Source organism: Microcoleus sp. B5-D4 (assembly GCF_036705145.1).
Lineage (GTDB): Bacteria > Cyanobacteriota > Cyanobacteriia > Cyanobacteriales > Microcoleaceae > Microcoleus.
Genome location: NZ_JAUBTV010000002.1, coordinates 174,967 through 193,399, shown reverse-complemented (window position 1 = coordinate 193,399; position 18,433 = coordinate 174,967). Strand labels below are relative to the sequence as shown.

Sequence of the window (18,433 nt, the reverse complement as noted above, 5' to 3'; positions counted from 1 at the left end):
GCACTCCGCTGCTGTTTAAGATTTTATAGCATTCGGCTCTCTCGTGCCCAAGGGAGCCGGAGCAGCCGCATCTAGAAATGCTTTTGGCATTCGACAGCAAAAACCATGCTTTCATCAATTAAGAACGTCCTTACCCTATAGGCCGTTGCTATACCTGTGAGCTGTGAGACGCTGAAACTCCTGCAGCGAAAACTTTTGGGGAGTTATGAGGCTTAGGGCTTTCGGGAGGCTGCAGCCCGGTTGAGGTGAGGCGGGGAAAGCTGCTGCTGTTGCGGGCGCGAGCCCAGGAGGGTTGACATGCGCGGACGATCGATCTTTTTTTGGTCTTTTTTTCCGGGGCGCGGTGCGATGGCTACGCCCCGGCTTACGCCTACGAACTTCTCGATATGAGCTTTATTACCCAATCCAAATCTTAGCAGGTTTTCCTCAGCAATTTCGAGCCAATCTGGTGTCTAAATTGTGACTATATAATACCCTAAATTGCGCCGTTCTTCCACAAATTTTCTAGATATTTTTTATTGACCCCAGACCCGTCCTATAAAATTTTATTTTTACAACCTCTGAATAGATTTAAATCCAAGTAATATAACATAATTTCTCCGCTGTCTGTTAGCTAAATCACACATTTTTATAAAACATTAAGATAGGATAGTATAGCGATAAGCTTTTAACGCTACGAGGGTGCTAAGATTATGAATTATTTGCTAAGTTGGCCTTGCGGCTGCTGCGACGATTGGAAAGATAGTTCCGAGAGTGCTGTGGTACTCAGAAACGGGCAGCGCATTTGTCAGTCGTGCTACCAGCGCAAATACAAGAACCAGAAGTTATTCGCCAGACGCAGGCGATCGGACATATCTGTCTCACGGCAGACAGTAACAGAGACGGTCGCTTATTAATAATGCGCGAGCCTTTGAATAAAGCCAAGTATTTCGACAACCTCGCATCAGCGGTGGGAATTAATAATCAACAAAAAAAGAATGAATTTCGTCATCAGTCATCAGTCATCGGTCATTGGTGATCTGTCACTAATTTCATTATTTATCATCAGTCACTTGAAAAGCAGGTAACAGATTTTAACTTAAAAAACTAATGACTGACGACTAATGACTAATGACTAATAACTAAATGATAGTTCCATCAGGAATCGTGGCATTTTTCAGGACTACGATAATGCCGCTGCGGATGTAAAAACCTTGGTTTTCGCGGTTGGCTTCTTCCACTCGGTCTTTATTAATTAATTGAACATTGCGGCCGATGCGGGCATTTTTATCCACAATCGCGCGGCGAATTGTAGTATCTGCACCGATACCGAGGGCGACGCCGCCGTTGTCCAAACTCGAATGCCGTTCGGCGTCGGGTTCGTAGAAGTCAGCACCCAGGACCAGGGTGTCTTGAATCGTACATCCAGCTTCAATGCGCGATCGAACTCCCAACACAGAATGGTCGATCCGGCACTCTTTGAGAATGCAGCCTTCAGCAATAATCGATTCAGTCACGTGAGTATTTAAAAGCTTAGTCGGCGGCAAGAAACGCGGGCGAGTATAAATCGGCGCCTTTTCATCATAGAAACTGAAAGGCGGCTGAGGCTGTTTTGTCAGAGCCAAGTTAGCCTCGTAAAAAGCCTCAATGGTTCCGATATCTTCCCAGTAATCGTCAAACAAATAAGCTTGAACGTTGTGGTCTTTTGCAGAATTCGGAATTATCTCTTTACCAAAATCAGTTTGGTTGGGAGATTCTTTCAGGAGTTTAATCAGAACTTCTCTTTTGAAGACGTAAATCCCCATCGAAGCAATGTAAGGACTTTCCTGAGCCTGCTGCGCTGTCAGTCCCAGTGTAGTAGTATCCACCTGCATTTGTTTGAGCCCATCGCCTTTTGGCTTTTCGCTGAAAGAAACAATGCGGCCGGTGTCGTCGATTTTCATCAAACCAAAATCCGAGGCCCGCTTCTCGTCCATTGGCAAAACCGAGAGGGTTATATCCGCGTTGGTTTCGCGGTGTCTGTGCACAAACTTCTGGTAGTCCATGCGGTACAGGTGATCGCCCGAAAGAATCAAGTATTCATCAACGTCCCACTGTTCTAGCAGCGAGAGATATTGGCGAACTGCGTCGGCTGTCCCTTGAAACCAGTTGGGGTTTTCCTGAGTTTGCTGGGCGGCGAGCACCTCGACAAATCCCTCGGTGAAGCCGGAAAACTGGTAGGTGCGAGAGATGTGACGGTTGAGGGATGCCGAGTTGAATTGGGTGAGGACGTAGATTTTGACTATTTCCGAGTTTATGCAGTTGCTCACAGGAATATCGATGAGGCGATATTTGCCTGCGAGGGGAACTGCGGGTTTGGCTCGCAATTTGGTTAGGGGGTAAAGGCGGGTGCCTACACCGCCACCGAGGATGATGGCTAAAACTTTTTTCAAGGAACTTTCTCCCTAGGGTCGATTAACTCTCCAAGTACAGTGTCGGATGGTGAGGGCTTCTTGACAAGGGGGGGGAGCAAGGAAGTTTTGAGTTTTGAGTTATGAGTTGAGTCGCTTACCCACAAACCAGGTTGTTTAATCCAAATACTTCTTCAAACCCTCAATAAGAGTTAAAAAATCAGGTTTATGAGAGTTGGAGTGTGTCCGGGTCTGGACTTAGGAGTTTTGAGTTGTGAGTTAAAATACCCATCAATACCATATGGATATTTAAAAAATTTTTGAGTTGTGAGTTAAAATACCCTTCCATAAATAAGCGCAGTTTAACAAAAGAATAAGGTTCGGGGTTTTGGCTGTTAATTACAAGTTTTTTGGGTAAATTCCCCGTTTTGGCAATTTCTCGATCGACGCTCATGGCGCTATTGTTCTTTTTCAAGGCCGGTCTATCGCACCGCCACGCCCGCTGACCGAAAGCATCCAGGATACCCGCCACGTGATTCATCCGTCCAGAAATAAAAAACCTGTATCTGATGAAACTTGCCCCGCGAATTTCTCCGTGGGGTCAATGCTTCAATTCTAAAATCTAAAATCTAAAATCTAAAATCGATTGACGCTCTGTAGGGGATCAAAGTGCGATCGGGTTCTGCTTGAATTTGATCCGGTTCTTTTTGCTGGCGTTTGTGTTATCTGAGTTTGCCCGACTCCACAGCACTCAGGAAGCGCCGCCCGTCGGGACGATAAATTTCTAGGTAAAGTCAGTTTTCCATCTTAGATTGACTGCAAATTTGTGTAATATTTTACAATTTGTCGATCAACAAAAAGGGATAAAATGTCTATTCTCTACCAAAAGTTAGATCCCCTAGAAACCTCTGCTACTGTAGCCTAAGCCGTAAAAGCTAGAAAAAGTGTATGCAAATTCAAACGCCGGACTGGGTTAAAAACGCCGTATTCTACCAAATATTCCCCGATCGCTTCGCCAAAAGCAAACAGCCTCGCAAACGTATGCTGCAAAACTTCATGTGGGAAGAATGGCACGCAATCCCCACCCTGCAAGGCTACAAAGGCGGCGACTTGTGGGGCGTGATGGAACAGCTAGACTACTTGCAAGACTTAGGCATTAACGCAATTTACTTCACCCCCATATTTCAGTCGGCCAGCAATCACCGCTACCACACCCACGACTACTATCAAGTCGATCCGATGTTGGGCGGCAATCCAGCTTTTAAAGATCTTCTAGACGCCGCCCACGATCGCAATATCAAAGTTGTCCTCGACGGCGTATTCAACCACGCCAGCCGCGGCTTTTTCTTCTTCCACGACATCCTCGAAAACGGCCCGCATTCTCCTTGGGTAGATTGGTTTAAAATTGAAGGCTGGCCGCTATCGGCCTACGACGGCAATTTTCCTGCTAATTATGCTGGTTGGGACGGGAATCGAGCCCTTCCTGTATTCAATCACGACAATCCAGAAGTGCGAGAATACATCATGGAAATCGCCGAATATTGGATTAAATTCGGCGTCGATGGCTGGCGGCTGGACGTTCCTTTTGAAATTAAAACTCCGGGATTTTGGCAGGAATTTAGAGACCGAGTTAAAGCAGTTAATCCCGAAGCTTACATTGTGGGCGAAGTTTGGGAAGATGCGACAGAATGGCTCGACGGTACTCAATTTGACGGGGTAATGAATTATCTTTTTGCTGCACCGACTATTGCTTTTGCAGCGGGGGACAGGGTAGATTTAACTCAAATTGAAGGCCGTGCTTACCATCCCTATCCGCCGCTTTTTGCTAAAGAGTACGGCGACAAAATTCAGCAGGTTTTGGAACTGTACCCGTGGCCAATACAGCTAACTCAACTTAATTTGTTGGCCAGTCACGATACTGCGAGGTTGTTAACAATTGCAGGAGGCGATAAAGCTAGTGTCGAACTCGCAACTTTGCTGCTGTTAACTTTTCCCGGAGCTCCTAGCATTTACTACGGCGATGAAGTTGGTTTGCCCGGTGCTCTAGACCCCGATTCCCGCCGCGGTTTTCCCTTAGAAGCTCACTGGGAACTGGATGTTTTAGATTATCACAAGCAGTTGATAGCTTTGCGGCAGAAATACGCTGCCCTCCGCACTGGTTCGTATCAAGTTCTGTTTGCTGAGGGAACGGTTTACGTTTTTGCCCGAATTTTGGGGTATGAGGAAATAGTTGTTGCTGTCAATGTCGCGACCGAAGAAGCTAATATTAGCTTTGAGCCAGCTAGTTTGAAATCTCCTCACGATAAATTGCTGTTCGGTAAAGGCGAGTTTGTTTGGAAAGGTGACGGGGAAACTCGCCTTTTAGAATTGATGCTGCCGGCGCGCTCAGGATTGATTTTAGGTTGGGATAATTAGTTCAGCAATTACGCAAGTGTCACGATCCAATCGACTTGTAGGGTGCGTCAGACCGAGTTATGGACGGATGATCGATGGCTTGGGATCTGACCCACCTTACTAATTGTGACACTTGCGTAAGTTCTCTAGTTTAAAATGTAAGGTGCGCCCATAAGCACCCTACTAAATTTAGAGATGCCGCAAGTTTGATTATGCTGCAACCAATGCTGGTATTAGCACCGCATCAATGATATGGATGACGCCATTGTCGGCAAGAATATTGGAAGTGAGAACTTTAGAATCATTCACTTTAATGCCGTCTGAAGTATCAATTCCCACCACAGAACCTTCCACTGTTTCAGTAGAACTCAACTCAAGCAAGTTCTCAGTTAGTACCTCGCCAAACAGAATGTGATAAGTCAGAATTTTCTTGAGCTTGGGTATGTCTTCCAGCCAAGACGTAATAGTGTTCGTAGGAATTTTTGCAAATGCCTCGTCAGTGGGTGCTAAGACGGTGTAGGGGCCCGGACTTTGCAATAACTCTAACAAACCAGCCGCTTCAATAACAGTCACGAGGGTTTTGAAAGAACCGGCATTGGTGGCAGTCTCGACAATATCAGCCATGATGTTTTTCAGGAGTGCAAATAGCAGAAATTGAATCAGAGGCGACAGTCATTTTAGCAATTTACAAATAGCAGAAAATGAATCGGAGGGATGATGATTATTTTAGCCATTATAAGTTAACTCGGTGGCCGGCCCTGATGGCTCGGCCCGATCGACCTTTGTGGCTTATACTTGGGTCGCCTCCTCCCCTTTGCGGAAAAACTGCTTTAAAATCTCTCCGGGTTCTCTGTCCCAGGTGTCGATATGTTCGTAAATTAAGCCGTCTTTATCCAGTTTATAAGTAGAGTAGCCGTTAAAAAAAATCCGAGCTTTCCAGGGAACCCGCAGTGTCCCGCGAACAGTCCAATTTGCCACAATAGTATCAGGGGCTGTCTGACCTACGTCGTGCAGGTCGAAGTAAATCTCGTTAAAGAATAGCTGCCCGTGAAATCGCAGAGTCCAAAAGATAATGCGATAGTTGATTTTTCCTTTAAATTTGTTAACAGGGTCTTGAAAATAAACATCTTTTGTGTAGATGTCGTAGGAGATGTCTTTTTCAAAAAGCGTCGGGAGATCCGCTTTCAGGGTGTCTACTGCTTGTTCTACCTGCATTTGATATTCGATCGCACTCAAACGACCACCTTGTGACAGTATTAATTTATGACTTTAAATGAATAATCTCGATCGGCAGCGGGAGGAGAAAAAAATTGATACTTCAACCAGCTCTAATCTTACCTCTAATTATATTGTCCGCCTCGGCCTTTCTGCTGACCCGGACTTGCGAAATCGAAACCTTGGCACAGATTTGACAGAACACCCCCACTCCTCTGACATTCTCGCAGAAATCAACAGCGGCAAGCTGTTGATGGTAGATAGCCGTCGCCGGAACGGCCTAATTTTGATTAAACGTTTCCACGCGGAGTTTGCCGGGCCTGGGGCTGCCGTTGGGGGCGCTTTTGATGTTGACTCTGTGCAGGCGATTCCCGTGGGCGATTTTTGTTTGGTTTGCCCTCACTCTCCCCAAGAAATACAGAAAGCTTTGGGAATTCGGCGGCAGTGGGTGCGGTTAATGGAACAGTTAACGGCAAAGCCTACAGCTTTGGAACGCGCACAAATGGTTTTAACTCAGTTTGAACAATATTTGGATTGGGAAACGGTGGCACAAATTCCCGATGAAGCTTTGGCACTTTTAGTAGGCGTATTTCCCCAAACCATTCGGGCGGCGCGACAAGAAAATGATCTAAGATGAAAATATTTTATCTATTTCCCAATTCTCAACTGTGGCAGCAAACTATCGAATCAGACGCCAAATTAAGGACACCCTAACTGATACTTTTAATTCAGACAATCCCCGACAATCGGTGAAAATCTTCAGATAGCACACTCATCAGACAGGTCCCAGAGTATGGTGGTATCCCACAAAGCTTTGAGAAAAATCCCCAAAGCGCCATTAAAATCGCGGGGTATTTCATAACCACAATTGGGACATTTAAAACTTTTAGAGCCACCCAATTTTTTGTGAATATGACCGCATTTTGTACAAGTTTTAGAAGTGTATTCTTCAGTCACCCTAACCAATCTCGAACCGTAACGATTACAGAGATGCTCCAAGGTTTGCGAGAACTGATAGAATGCCCAAGTCATCATCGCCCTCGCCGATTTGGAATTGAGCTTACGAGCGCCTTTTGCCACCATTTGAGAAGTTTCAAAGGTGGGTAAATAAATGACATCGTAATTCCGAGCCAAGTAACTCGCTACTTGTTTGTGGATTTCAGAACGTAAATTTTTGATTTTCGTTCTTACCTTTTCCATAGCTTGTTTTAGTCGATAGCGCAATCGAGAGAACTCACCGCCTTTAGAACGGCTAAGTTTTGATTGCATTTTGTCTAAATGCTGGCACAATCTAGCAATTTTCCCCAAGTCATATTTCCCGAATTCAGTAAAAGAATTGCCGTCAAATCCAGTTAAAAAACAGCGCAGTCCGGGGTCGAGCGCGACAGTTTTTCCGCCGTTTTTAGACTCCGGAACGTTGATCTCTACTGGCATATTCACAAACCAGCGTCCCTTGTTGTAAGTGACTTCTACGGCTTTGTCGTAGTTAATTAAGCAAAAATCTTGTCCAGTCCACAGAGGTTTCTCCAAATTTTTACTGGCATTCGCCATTAGATGACCGTTTTTATAGTCGCCCGGAGCGAACTGAATAGTCTGCTTTTGGGCTCGGATCGATCTGAATCGGGCTATCTTCAGTCCGACTAAAGGATGGGGTTTTGCCTTTTTCCCTTTACCTATTTGAGCGGGTTGTTTGTCAGTTTTCTTCCAAGCTGTATAAGCCTCGAAAAGGGCGTTATCTAAACTGTGGGCTATTCCTAACTCTTTACACCATTTAGGGATTATTTCGTCGCCTAGAGTTTTACAAAAGCTCCGAAAAGCTTGCTTGCCAGAAGTTTTTAAGACTGGCTGGTTAGTTTTTTTCTCTACAGTGTAGTAGATAAATTTTCCCTGGTGTTTATTCAGGTAAGCAATCGCATTGTTATACACTTTTCGATTGGCATGAATTCTCAACATCCAAACTTTCTTCGTCTCCCTCTTTGGATAAACCCGGTACGTCAGAGTCTTCAATGATTTGCTTTTTGTACTTTCTGAGTCCGTACAATCGGCAACTGAAGACGTGGATGATGGCAAGTATGTCTTCAACCATCTCCCGTTCTGGACTGAGTGAACTATTGTTGAGAACCACAATCTTGCACCCGCCCCGCTCCGCAAACCATGAGATAAGATCGAATCCGAACCGGCATAATCTATCTTTTGAGGCAATGACAACCATTCCGATGTCGCCTGTGTAAATGTGTTCCAATAGGGCGATAAGACCTTTTCTTTTGAAGTTGAGGCCACTCCCGATGTCTTGGATGATTTCGCATCCGGGGTAGCGAGACAGAAGAAAGTCAGCCTGTCGTAGAAGGTCGGCTTTTTGACTTCGACTGCTAACTCTGGCGTAGAGGATGGTTGGTTTAGTAGATGGAATATTGACAACTGAGTCACAGTCGTATCGTCGCTGTCCTGATGGTGTTCGGTACGCTTTGATTTTCCCTTCTTTTTCCCACCGTTCAAGGGTTTTTGAACATACTCCGAGTCGTTGAACAGCGATTCTTGGTGGTACATATGTGGACATATTGGGTTTGGTTAGGTGAATTATTCCAGTCTACACCAATTGTCTGATTTATAAGGGAAATGTCTAAGAAAAGCCCGTCCTAGGGATTACTCTTCTATCATCCGCTGACAATGCTGTGTTATACTAACCGACAAAGCATCAATATCGAGCGGAGTATTCCCTACAGGAAGCTTGGTGGCAAAAGTGCGACCGAGGTGCAATCTATCCCATACAGAACGTTTTTGCCCTGCTCGCCCACTTCCAGGGTCATGTATCCCGAATCCCGATATTTCTCTATTCCAAACAGGGCTGAAGTGACGGATCAACACTGCTTCTCCCCATGAAACTAAATCGATTTCCCTCGGCGCGACTTTGAAGGCAAAATCCTCAATTTTTAGATTGTCTACAGCTTCGATAGATTTTCTATGCTCTGACAAGCGTCCGTAAAGAGTGTTGCCAATAGTTGTACGCCCCGTCCGACGACCGCCCGGAGCTGCTTTACCTACATAGATTGGCAGACAGCACTTACTCAAGTTTGCCTGTTTAATAAGGTTATACATTGAGAAGTCGCCCTGGTAGTACAGCAAATATGCTCCGCAATATTGGATCAAATCCTCCCTGACACGATCCAGTTCCTGAAGATTATAACAATTTTGCTTGCCACAGAAAGCGATTAAGTTTTCTTGTAAATCTGGCGGGACTCTAAATACTTCGAGCATGGAGTAAATTCTCAAATCTAAAATCTCAAATTCATTGACTACACTCTCGCTGTTCTAACTGTCTCCAGCCGCAATCTAATGCTAGAGGCAATAACTTCTGCCAAAGCGACTGGTACAGCATTCCCCAACTGCTTCATAGTTTCTGTCCAACTGTGAGGAAAGAAGTATTCGTCAGGGAAAGTTTGCAGTCTAGCAGCTTCGCGAAGCGTAAAGTAACGCACCTGTCCCGTGGGCTCAACTAACATATTTTCTCCTCCAGGGACCCCGTGAACTCCTGCTTTTAAAGTTTTAGCTGGTTCATCTAACAAGCTGCCCGTATGGCCTGGATACTTTCTGGCTCCTGGTATAAAAATGTGATTGAGTACCCTGTTTTGGCTTTCTTTATTGCCTTCTTGTGGTAAGTCCGAAATGGCATCCCGCACAGTGCGCCAAGGCTGTTTTTGAGGTGGAAACAAGTTGAACTGAAGATTGAATATGCGCGAGGAAAGCTTGCTAGGTATGTCTGGACGATCGCTTTTAGAGATTTGATTGCGCTCCCAATAATTGCCAGTCACCCATTGCTCCCAATGCAAGGCTTCCTGAGAACAAGTCGGTTCAGGAAAAGACCACTCTAATCCTAAATCCGATCGAAAACCTACAATAAAAACCCTTTCGCGCTTTTGGGGAATGCCGTAGTCTGCCGCGTTGAGTAAGCGAAACACTACACGGTATGATAGTCCCTCACCCCGGCCGGCGGTATGATGCTTTTCTAACCGGGACAGGTGATGGGGCCAATCCTCATCCAGTCTTTGTACAACTTCTGGATAAGTGAGTTGTAGGACAATATACTCAAAATATTTAGTGAAGGAGGAACGCAATAAACCTTTAACATTTTCGATAACAAATGCCTTGGGTTTGAGTTCTCGCACGGCCCGAAAAAAGTGCGGAAACATATTTCGATCGTCCTCACTCCCGCAGTGTTTTCCTCCTACAGAAAAAGGCTGACACGGCGGCCCTCCAGTTAGGAGATCTACCCCCTCTTTGAGTTCTAGGGATGTAAAATCGAATTTCGCGATATCTGTCTCAAAAACAGACCAGTTTGAAATCGCTTTTACACCCCGCCGCTGATTTTCTCGAATTGTCTCGCAGGCATTTTTGTCCAGCTCGATCACTGCTTTGTGACAAAAGCCGGCTTTTGATACGCCTATTGCTAAGCCTCCTGCTCCGCTGAATAGTTCTACAGAGTTCATTATTAGCATTGTATTGAGCAACGGTGGATATTAATTTTAATCTAAAATCGCAGCGATTCGATCGACTGTCCGCTGATTTTCCTCCGGGCTACCCACCGTAATTCGCAAACCTCCCCCAGTATGCCTAATTAAAGTACCTCCCTCTTTTAGCTGCTGCATGATTTGTTTGTGTTCCTGTTCGGCAGATTCGCCCTCACCAGCTTTGACTCGCAGATAAACGAAGTTAGCCGCACTCGGCCAAACTTGCAATTTTTGATGCTGAGTTAGCGCTGCAATTAATTTGGCTCTTTCTGATAAAGTTTCGGGAATGGTTGCTAGCAATAACTGCCGCTGCCCTAGGGCTAACTCGGCTGCAGTTTGCGAGAAACTGGGAAGGTTGTAGGGGAGACGAATTTTTTCTAAGGCGGCTGTGAGTTCGGGATGGGCGATCGCATATCCGACTCTCATTGATGCTAGCCGAAATGCTTTGGAAAATGTCCGCAAAATTATCCAATTCGGGTGGTTGTGCAATTGGTCGGCTAAAGTATTTTGGCTGAATTCAAAATATGCTTCGTCAATTACTACTAATATCTCTTCGGGTAAATTTGACAACCATTCTATTTCATCTGCTGTCAAAGCATTGGCTGTGGGAGAATTGGGATGAACGACAAAGACGGCGCGCACGGGGGGATTTTGATTTTGGGCTATCGCCCTTTTAGCAGCCTCGATATCGATTTCAAAATTTTCCTCTTTCCGCTGAGCACTCACAACGGGAATTCCGAGGGTTTGGGCGATTATTCCATACATCGAAAAGGTGGGATTCGCAACGAAAATAGAGCCTGTACCGCCTAAGCAAGTAGCTATTAAGATGGAGCGAATTAGTTCGTCGGAACCGTTGCCCACAGAAATATTGTCGGCTGTAATGGCGGTTTTTGGCAGTGTAACCCCCCCTAGCCCCCCCTTGTTAAGGGGGGGGACATTTAGGGATTCATTGACGTAGTGGGCGAGATCCTCTTTGAGCGCTGCGTGGCCTCCGTCGGGATAGCGATTTGTCTCAATTAACTGCTGGTAAGTCCAAGCTAGCTTTTTTTTTAATTCTTCTGGCAAGTCGTAGGGGCATTCATTGGTATCGAGGCGATCGATCGCACTTTCGGAGTGCGCTGGTTCTCCTGATGTGCCGCCCGGATGGGGAGTGTATGCGGTAAGTTCGGCTAAGTCTTTTCGGATAAAGGGAAGCATGGTATAGTTTACGACTTTTTATTTTAGATAATCTGCTTAGAAGCATCTGAACTTAGCATAGAGCTTGTTCTATCTCGAAAGCAAGAGGAGAGGGGGGATTTAGTTTCTGTCGATCGATTGATGCGTTGGCTGTGGCAAATTGATTATTCTTAGAAAGTAACTGCTAATATGTGGAAACCAAGTATGAAAGTCAAGCCTTCCGATCTATCTAAAAATGCCGCCGCTACCCTCATAGCTTTGAGTTTGGCTGTTCTCCCTTCAGCTATGCCTGCCTCAGCTCAAACCGAGTCAGCTCCGGCCCAGAACAATACTGAGTCTAATGGAGTTGTTCTAGACAGAACTCCCTTTCAAGAAAGCAAGGAAGACAACAATCATTGGGGTGCTTTGGGTTTGTTGGGCATCCTCGGTTTGGCGAATCTGTTTCGCAAGGATGAACCCAAACGCTACCGCGATCCGATGGGCCAATAATTGTTTAAACTGCCATCGCACCAGCCAAAAACCAAATCAACCGTCGTGGATTCAGAAACCGGGTTTTTTACGGAAAGACTGGATTATTGCCTTTCATCCCAGCAAGAAACCCGGTTTCTTTGATATTAATGGCCATTTTTGCCACAAAGTTTATTCAATCCCGCCACAAAGCAATCCCGCCCAATAAACCGCTCACATTGGGTACTATTTTAACCTGTGGCGGTAACTCAATAGCAATCTTTTTAGTATTGCCGCCGCCGATGTAAATGCGATCGCAGTTAAAGAGATTTTGCAGATAGGTGAGGGCTTTTTCCAGACGGCGATTCCATCTTTTGGAACCGACTGTATCTAATGCCGATCGCCCTAATTGCTGTTCGTAAGTTTCCCCTTTGCGAAACGGGTGATGTCCTAATTCTAGATTTGGCACCAAGATACCATCGACAAATAAGGCAGAACCGAAACCGGTGCCAAGGGTAATTACTAATTCTACCCCCGTCCCAGCAATTGCTCCCAATCCTTGAATATCGGCATCGTTAGCCACTCGCACAGGTTTTCCCAAGCGATCTTTGAGGGTAGTTTCTAGGTCAAAATCTATCCAAGACGGATCTAAATTCACTGCGGTTTTGATAACGCCTAGACGCACGACGCCGGGAAAACCGACGGATACTCGGTCAAATTCCCCTTGTCCGCTTGCTAAAGAGGCGATCGCCTCTAGTACGGGTTCCGGTTTCGGTGGTTGAGGCGTTTCTAAACGGCTGCGTTCCGTTTGGGGCTCGCCTTCATTGTCCAAAACCATAACTTTGATGCCACTTCCGCCAATGTCAACGGCTAGGGTGCGAGTCGATCGATCTTGTTCAGTCATTTGATTTTTAAGACTTGCAAGTTGGTCAAATTTTAATTTTGGAATTGGCAAAACTTTTGAATCGCTTCCCACATTTCCGCTAGGACATTTCCCAAAGAATGATCGTCTTCTAATTCAATTAATTGCACCCAGGGACGGTTAGCGGCAAAATCTCTGCTAGCTTGAATCGGTATTATTGTATCATGCTTGCCGTGAAGAATTAACGTAGGCACGGAGCGCATTAATTTTTGTTCAGGGTATTGAGCCATATCTGCCACAAACTGATAATTCAGCGGCAGATAACCTTGTTGGCCGTAGTGGTAAACGGGCAAATATTTCTCAGACTGCCATTTTTCTAACTGTTGCTGTCCCAACAGTGGCAGCCAGTGGGAGATAAAGTCAAAAGCCGGTGCTAACAAAACTATTTGTTTTACTGACAATTGTCGCTGGGCCAACCAAGCCGCTGTCAGCCCCCCAAAACTAGACCCAATTATGGTGACTCCCCCTAGAGTTTTTACATTTTCTGTGGGAGATTGGGAGGATGTTGTTGACAAAAAGTCTGTTTCTATTTGGTTTAATTGGCGGGTGAGAGTGAGCCCCGAAAAATCGTTTTGATTGAGATCGGGAGTTTTTAGGTCAATTCCTAGGTAAGAACAGCGATCTCGGAAATATTTTGCCTTAAGGGAATCGGGACTTGAAGCAAATCCGTGTAAATAAATGTAACTCGAATCGTTCTGTAGATTCATCCAGAAATTTTGATGAGACTTCTCAACTAATTATTTTAACTTAAAATGAGTTATAAAAAAAATCCCGACACTAACTCCAAGAAAATATCTACTGAGATTCAAAACATATCAAGCATTCGCACGCATTTAAATTGTTGGGTTTAGAGGGTTTATAAAAAGATAAAGCAATCGCATAGACTTAAAAATGCTGTGCTTTTAAATGGCTTTTACGGAGAGACAAAACCATCGCATAGATTACATAAAAGCTGCCTTTATCAATGCCTGAATTTATTAATATTTACCTGCTTACAATGAATCGCAGAGTGCGTACTGTGTACCCTGCGATTCACTCTAAACTACTCGTCAATTACTGGGGCTTTTGACCGTTTTGCATCCGGTTTTTAGCAGTTTGTCGGCGCTGCTGCATCAGTTGAGCTAATTGGCTACGTTGTTCGGCAGTGAGAACTTCTCGCATTGCGAGTGTAATTTCAAATTGCACCTCTTCCAACTGCTGCCTCAATCCGATTATTTGACGGTGTTTGTCGCGTATTTGGCTGGCATTTTCCGTGCCGGACATCATCGTTTCCAATTCTTGTCTGGCTTGGCGGACTGCTTGCATTCGTTGGGAAACTTGGTCTTTGTAGCGATCGCGCACGGCTTGCATTTGCTGCTTTTGGTCTGCGCTTAAATTAAGTTTCTCGAACATCCCACCTTCCCTGCCAGCGGGTCGATTGGGACGCTGGTTTTGGGCAATTGTTTCCGGTTCTAGGGGATTAGGAACTGCTATTGCTGCGGCTGTGCTGCCGAGAGTCAGCATTAAAACGGCTAGGGCAGAAATACGACGAATTGACATGAAAATTACCTCTTTGAGATTAGTTATTTGTTGGCGGTTCGCTATCCGAGGAAACTGGGAAATTCAACCACTCTGTTTGCGGGCGATTGGTCATATTTTCTTGGGGAGAATCATGGAGGACACCCTCCCAGTTAGTGACTAAAAATGCTTCTAACTTAGCAGTTTCCTCATCGGGCAATTGTGCAGTCTCAAACGGACGGTAGCCAGACCAAAGAACTAGCAAACCAGCAGCAATCGCAGACGACACAGCCCACTTAGAAACAGATGATACTTTTAACCTGTCATTAGACTTAGGTGACGTAGTTACTCGCGTTTTTTTCCGCTGGGTTTCATTAACAACGCTCGCCTGATTACTTTCTATTGTCGCTAAAATTTTTAGCTCTAAATCTGGTGCAGCTTCAGGAATATTTGGGCGATGTTGCTTCAAGAAATTAACTAACTCTTGGTCGCTGCTTGGGTTATTCATAGCTCGCTGACACCTTCTTTTTGCAAAAATTGCCGCACAGCATTTCGGGCATAAAACACGCGAGATTTGACGGTTCCCGCAGGCAGTCCCAAAATTTGGGCTACTTCTTTTTGCGGAATGTCTTCTAAGTCGTGCAGCACCAAAACGCTGCGGTGTTCAAAGCTCAATTGCTCCAGTCCCCGCTGCACTAAATCTTGATAGTGCAACTGCATCAAGTCCGAGGTGTTATCTTTGAGAATAACTCGATCCATTGTTTCTTGATTTTTGAGTTGGGAGTCAAAAGAATGCTGTTTAGCAAATGCTTGTCTTTGGTCGGAAGCCACATTCCAAGTGATTCGATAAAGCCAAGTAGAAAAGTTTTCCTGGTGCTTGAGTTTGGGCAATCCTTTCCAGACTCGCAGGAATACTTCTTGCGCTAAATCGTCAAGAAGCGACGGGCCGCAGAGTTGGTAAAGGGTTGACCTGACTTTGTGTTGGTAGCGTTTGTAAAGGTAGCGAAAGCAAGTGCGATCGCCCTTTAAACATTGAGCAACTAAGTCCGAGTCGGAACAGTCATCGGTTAAAACATTGGCTGACACAGCTAACACCTGTGAAGTCTCCCCCACCAGTTCGTTATCTGAAGTGTTTAGACAGGGCGATGGCGAAAAAGGTTCAAATCATTTAAAATTTTATTTTGAGCATGAATCCGCTTGGGCTGGAAAACTGCACCAATGTCAGTAACAGGCAAGATGCCTGTTCCACAAAAATTAAATAAATTTTATTGTGGGCAGTAAAGGTTGGGCTTCTAGCCCGCCCCTAACAGGCAAGAGACCTGTTCCACAAAACTCAATTTTATTGTGGAACGGGCATCTTGCCCGTTCTTAACAATAATGCAAGATGTTATTTATAACTATTTACAGCATTTTTCCAATAAGTATAAGTTTTTAAACCAATACTTTCTTTGTCTTCGTTATAGAGCTCATCTAAACAGTTGAAAAAAGCTAAAGCGTAATTTTTCAATCCCAACTCTGTCAAACTTGTGAGAATCCTAGTCAGCCGCAGGTAATTGTGATTAAATTGTTCAATCCACTCTCTTTTTCTTGACAAATATTCCTCTGATTTCGCAATTACAATTTCTGCGTTTTCCCCTTCGCGGCATTCCAAACCGTAAAATCCCAGCATGACCTTGAACGAATAAAGTAAGCGATTTTTCAACTCTTCACTTGTTCTAAAAGCTTGAATCACCTCATCATTTAAAGTAGGAGCACTGGAATTAAAACGACTCTTTTCTCTCAGCGGAAACAGCCATTGAATGTAATTGTGCACGGATTCCAGCTTCTGGTAATCCCACGACCAAATATCCTCGATCGCCCGACCTTGTGAATCAGGCTGCTGACCGAGATAGAATGCTAAAATTTTGTTTTGTTTTATTGAATCACTCATTAATCTGCTATACAAAAAATCAGAAGGTTACTCTTCAGTCGGTTAAAACTGAGATGTTACACCAATATAAATAAAGGAATTGATCGCGGGGTGGGGGCGGGTTTTTGAGTCTTTCGGTATCTCTTTAAGCTATTGGTGAACCCGCCCCTACAGATTTTTAAGAATGTTGTTCTTCAGTCAGTTTTAACTCACATCTTGCACCATTCGCAATTACCTGTAGGGGCGGGTTCGCCAACAGCCTCTCCGGTTGCAGATAGGTTAAATAAACCCGCCCCTACCCCACCAATAGCCCTTTATTGACATTGGTGCAAGATTTCAGTTTTAACCGACTTTAGCTATTAGCCAGGGACTTAAGTCCCTGGCGGCTTCGCCCGCTTTACCGCAAAGTAACAAACTCTTCAGCAGTCGATGGGTGAATGCCAATAGTCGCGTCGAAGTCTTTCTTCGTAGCTCCCATATTAACAGCGATCGCCATTCCTTGAATAATTTCGCCCGCGTCTTTCCCAACCATGTGCACGCCCAAAACTCTGTCAGTATTAGTTTCAACGATTAACTTGACAAAAGTTTTCTCATCTGCACCTGTCAAAGCATGAAACATCGGCCGAAACTTGGCTGTGTAGCACTTAATTGAATCGCCAAATTTAGCTCTGGCTTGGCTTTCTGTTAAGCCGACTGTAGCCGCTTCCGGCTGGGAAAATACCGCTGACGGGACATTTTCGTGAGTAATTGCTCTCGGATTGTTGCCAAATTCAGTATCTGCAAAAGCGCGTCCTTCGGCGATCGCAATTGGCGTTAAATTGATGCGGTTGGTGCAATCTCCCACTGCAAAAATGTGCGGCTGACTGGTGCGGCTGTCTTTGGTAACTGCGATCGCACCTTTATCTATTTCTACTCCCGCATTTTCTAAAGCCAATTTTTCCAAGTTGGGTTTGCGCCCCGTAGCGCACAACAGCGCGTCTACTATTAGCGTTCCTTCGGCTGTTCCCGACAGAGTTAATTTTAAGCCTTCTGGGGTTTTCTCAATGTGGTTTATCGAGCTTTCTGTCAAAATGTTTATGCCGTGCTTAATCATTCCTTCTTGCACGTTGGTGCGAATTTCTGTGTCGAACTCGTTCAAAATTAATTCACGGCGGATGATTTGAGTTACTTGGCTTCCCAACCCGTTCATAATGCAAGCAAATTCGACGCCGATGTAGCCACCACCCCAAATTGCCAACCGTTTTGGCTGCTCTTTTAGTAGGAAGATTTCGCGAGAGGTAATCGCGTGTTCGATGCCGACAATTGGGACTCTTTGCGCTTCTCCGCCGACTGCTATTAAGATTTTGGCTGCGGTAAATTTTTTGTCACCAACTTCGACGGTATGGGGGTCAATAAATTTGGCGTATCCTGAGATTAATTCGACTCCGGCTTTTTCAAGAAAGCTGATGTGCAGTTTGCTCAGTCGGCGCACTTCTGTGTCTACCGTGGTGACGAGTTTTTCCCAGTCGAAGCTGCTTTCTACTGGACTCCAACCGTAGCCCACCGCATCTTCATAAAGGTGCGAAAATGTTGAAGCGTACACCATGAGTTTTTTCGGGACACAGCCGCGAATTACGCAGGTTCCGCCTACTAAGTCATTTTCGGCGATCGCCACTTTTGCGCCGTAGGATGCTGCTCGCTTGGAACTCGCCAATCCGCCGGAACCCGCACCTATCACAAACAAATCGTAATCGTATGTCATAATTGTATTTACCAAAAATCCTCAACTTACCAAGTTTACGCTTAAATTTTCTTAATGATAGCTCAAAAATTTTGCCTTTGAGAACTTCCGATCGCTACATACATAGCTAATTGAGGGGTAAAAAAACGGGGGACTAGCCGATATTTGGTTATAGGATAGCCCCAAAATGCCATCTGTGATGAAAAGTTTAGCCGTATAATAGCAGGTGGCCTCACTCAACCCTACCTGCTTACTGGTATTGTCAGATTCGTTAACTCG

20 protein-coding genes are annotated in these 18,433 nt (G+C 45.1%); 4 read left to right on the top strand and 16 right to left on the bottom strand.

The features are described 5' to 3' along the window. Positions 1–692: 692 nt before the first annotated feature. Positions 693–896, top strand: a complete 204-nt coding sequence (locus QUB10_RS01845; RefSeq protein WP_333198941.1) for a hypothetical protein — start codon at positions 693–695, stop codon at positions 894–896. A 225-nt stretch (positions 897–1,121) separates the two neighbouring features. On the opposite strand, the gene QUB10_RS01840 is transcribed toward QUB10_RS01845, so the two are convergent. Then, positions 1,122–2,411 carry a glucose-1-phosphate adenylyltransferase gene (locus QUB10_RS01840; protein WP_333198939.1) on the bottom strand — a complete coding sequence of 430 codons (1,290 nt, stop codon included), beginning with the start codon at positions 2,409–2,411 and terminating at the stop codon, positions 1,122–1,124. A gap of 184 nt (positions 2,412–2,595) precedes the next feature. Further along, complete coding sequence (locus QUB10_RS01835; RefSeq protein ID WP_333157132.1) at positions 2,596–2,910, bottom strand: hypothetical protein; 315 nt, start codon at positions 2,908–2,910, stop codon at positions 2,596–2,598. Between the two features lie 407 nt (positions 2,911–3,317). Between QUB10_RS01835 and QUB10_RS01830 the strand changes: the two genes are divergently transcribed. After that, a complete protein-coding gene (locus tag QUB10_RS01830) occupies positions 3,318–4,784 on the top strand; it encodes a glycoside hydrolase family 13 protein (protein ID WP_333157131.1) in 1,467 nt (488 codons plus the stop codon). Between the two features lie 189 nt (positions 4,785–4,973). Here QUB10_RS01830 and QUB10_RS01825 read toward each other — a convergent pair whose 3' ends face one another. After that, positions 4,974–5,387 carry a fasciclin domain-containing protein gene (locus QUB10_RS01825; protein WP_333198937.1) on the bottom strand — a complete coding sequence of 138 codons (414 nt, stop codon included), beginning with the start codon at positions 5,385–5,387 and terminating at the stop codon, positions 4,974–4,976. A 165-nt stretch (positions 5,388–5,552) separates the two neighbouring features. Next, on the bottom strand, positions 5,553–5,978 hold the full coding sequence (locus QUB10_RS01820) for a DUF2358 domain-containing protein (protein ID WP_333199006.1): 426 nt from the start codon (positions 5,976–5,978) through the stop codon (positions 5,553–5,555). A gap of 58 nt (positions 5,979–6,036) precedes the next feature. Between QUB10_RS01820 and QUB10_RS01815 the strand changes: the two genes are divergently transcribed. After that, positions 6,037–6,615, top strand: a complete 579-nt coding sequence (locus tag QUB10_RS01815) for a hypothetical protein (protein WP_333198935.1) — start codon at positions 6,037–6,039, stop codon at positions 6,613–6,615. A 122-nt stretch (positions 6,616–6,737) separates the two neighbouring features. Here the strand turns inward: QUB10_RS01815 and QUB10_RS01810 are convergent, their stop codons facing one another. The 5 genes from QUB10_RS01810 to QUB10_RS01790 form a co-directional block, all read right to left on the bottom strand. Beyond that, positions 6,738–7,931, bottom strand: a complete 1,194-nt coding sequence (locus QUB10_RS01810; protein ID WP_333198933.1) for a transposase — start codon at positions 7,929–7,931, stop codon at positions 6,738–6,740. Then, entirely contained in the window at positions 7,897–8,535 is a 639-nt protein-coding gene (locus QUB10_RS01805; RefSeq protein ID WP_333198932.1) for an IS607 family transposase, read from the bottom strand. Before QUB10_RS01805 ends, QUB10_RS01810 begins: the two co-directional genes overlap by 35 nt. Before the next feature lie 86 nt (positions 8,536–8,621). Further along, positions 8,622–9,233, bottom strand: a complete 612-nt coding sequence (locus QUB10_RS01800) for an Eco29kI family restriction endonuclease (protein ID WP_333198930.1) — start codon at positions 9,231–9,233, stop codon at positions 8,622–8,624. Positions 9,234–9,271: 38 nt separating this feature from the next. Beyond that, the gene (locus QUB10_RS01795) at positions 9,272–10,462 is read right to left on the bottom strand and encodes a DNA cytosine methyltransferase (RefSeq protein WP_333198928.1); all 1,191 of its coding nucleotides are present in this window, start codon (positions 10,460–10,462) and stop codon (positions 9,272–9,274) included. A 36-nt stretch (positions 10,463–10,498) separates the two neighbouring features. After that, positions 10,499–11,680, bottom strand: coding sequence for a histidinol-phosphate transaminase (locus QUB10_RS01790; protein ID WP_333198926.1), 1,182 nt, complete (start codon positions 11,678–11,680; stop codon positions 10,499–10,501). 183 nt (positions 11,681–11,863) lie between these two features. On the opposite strand from QUB10_RS01790, the gene QUB10_RS01785 reads away from it, so the two are divergent. Beyond that, a complete protein-coding gene (locus tag QUB10_RS01785) occupies positions 11,864–12,148 on the top strand; it encodes a WGxxGxxG family protein (RefSeq protein ID WP_333198924.1) in 285 nt (94 codons plus the stop codon). 154 nt (positions 12,149–12,302) lie between these two features. Here QUB10_RS01785 and QUB10_RS01780 read toward each other — a convergent pair whose 3' ends face one another. The 7 genes from QUB10_RS01780 to gor all read right to left on the bottom strand — a co-directional run bounded on the left by QUB10_RS01780 (position 12,303) and on the right by gor (position 18,175). Continuing rightward, on the bottom strand, positions 12,303–13,010 hold the full coding sequence (locus QUB10_RS01780) for an ROK family protein (protein ID WP_333198922.1): 708 nt from the start codon (positions 13,008–13,010) through the stop codon (positions 12,303–12,305). Positions 13,011–13,042: 32 nt separating this feature from the next. Further along, positions 13,043–13,735, bottom strand: coding sequence for a YqiA/YcfP family alpha/beta fold hydrolase (locus QUB10_RS01775; protein ID WP_333198920.1), 693 nt, complete (start codon positions 13,733–13,735; stop codon positions 13,043–13,045). Between the two features lie 346 nt (positions 13,736–14,081). After that, positions 14,082–14,567 carry a Spy/CpxP family protein refolding chaperone gene (locus tag QUB10_RS01770; RefSeq protein WP_333198917.1) on the bottom strand — a complete coding sequence of 162 codons (486 nt, stop codon included), beginning with the start codon at positions 14,565–14,567 and terminating at the stop codon, positions 14,082–14,084. Positions 14,568–14,586: 19 nt separating this feature from the next. After that, positions 14,587–15,033: a hypothetical protein gene (locus tag QUB10_RS01765; RefSeq protein WP_333198915.1), complete on the bottom strand. Its 447-nt coding sequence runs from the start codon at positions 15,031–15,033 to the stop codon at positions 14,587–14,589. Beyond that, positions 15,030–15,620 carry a sigma-70 family RNA polymerase sigma factor gene (locus QUB10_RS01760; RefSeq protein WP_333157121.1) on the bottom strand — a complete coding sequence of 197 codons (591 nt, stop codon included), beginning with the start codon at positions 15,618–15,620 and terminating at the stop codon, positions 15,030–15,032. The genes QUB10_RS01765 and QUB10_RS01760 overlap by 4 nt, the downstream gene beginning before the upstream one ends. Before the next feature lie 292 nt (positions 15,621–15,912). Next, the gene (locus QUB10_RS01755; RefSeq protein ID WP_333198912.1) at positions 15,913–16,455 is read right to left on the bottom strand and encodes an opioid growth factor receptor-related protein; all 543 of its coding nucleotides are present in this window, start codon (positions 16,453–16,455) and stop codon (positions 15,913–15,915) included. A gap of 376 nt (positions 16,456–16,831) precedes the next feature. Further along, positions 16,832–18,175, bottom strand: coding sequence for a glutathione-disulfide reductase (gene gor / locus QUB10_RS01750; protein WP_333198908.1), 1,344 nt, complete (start codon positions 18,173–18,175; stop codon positions 16,832–16,834). Positions 18,176–18,433: the final 258 nt, after the last annotated feature.